General features: G+C 32.6%; 1 pseudogene. It reads left to right on the top strand.

From position 1 onward, the window contains the following. Positions 1 to 674: pseudogene (locus U881_RS10740) on the top strand (right-handed parallel beta-helix repeat-containing protein); the annotation flags it as partial.

The following is a 674-nucleotide window of genomic DNA, read 5'->3' as shown; positions in this document are numbered from 1 at the left end:
AGTCAGGGTTCTCGTTATATTTACTATTTTGATATATATGGTGATGTTTTTTATACTACAGCTCGTAATATATTGCAAACAAATAATGCAGATGATTTTTACAGTAAACGTTTTGAATATACGACTAGATTTATTTTTGATTCTAAATCAGCTGGCGTACTTTTTGATTTTTTAACTAATTTGAGAGTTAAAGGTCATACAATAGTGAATTTCAGATCAATTCAGGAGTTAGAGCTTACTGATTTTGTACGAATCAGGTTTGAAGACACAGGCATTGAGCATTTTTTCTTGATTCTCTCTAAAAAAGTTACCAAATTTGATATGAATATTAGGTTTTATGAGTATGAGGGTCTTACATGGGGAGATTATACGCATTATGATTATCTGACAACTTCTCAACATATAGGTTCGAAGGATCATTTAGGTGCTATTCGTGAGGTTGTAGTTGCTCCTTTTAATTATGTTATGGACGATGATTTATTGAGGCCCCATTTTGTTGCAAAAGGATTTCAGGATGAGGTTACAATTCAGAGTGCTTTAGATTTAGCAAAAAGTGCTGGAACAAGCAAAATAAGATTACTGCCGGGTGATTTTTATATGTATGGCTCAGTGGATATTTCTGGTTTTGAAATTAAAGGAGATGATAATGTTGTAATTCGAACAGGTGGATTTGC

It is taken from the genome of Borrelia persica No12 (assembly GCF_000500045.1).
Classification (GTDB): Bacteria; Spirochaetota; Spirochaetia; order Borreliales; family Borreliaceae; genus Borrelia; species Borrelia persica.
The sequence above is the reverse complement of the archived record's forward strand: the minus strand, read 5'-3'. Positions and strand labels throughout refer to the sequence as shown.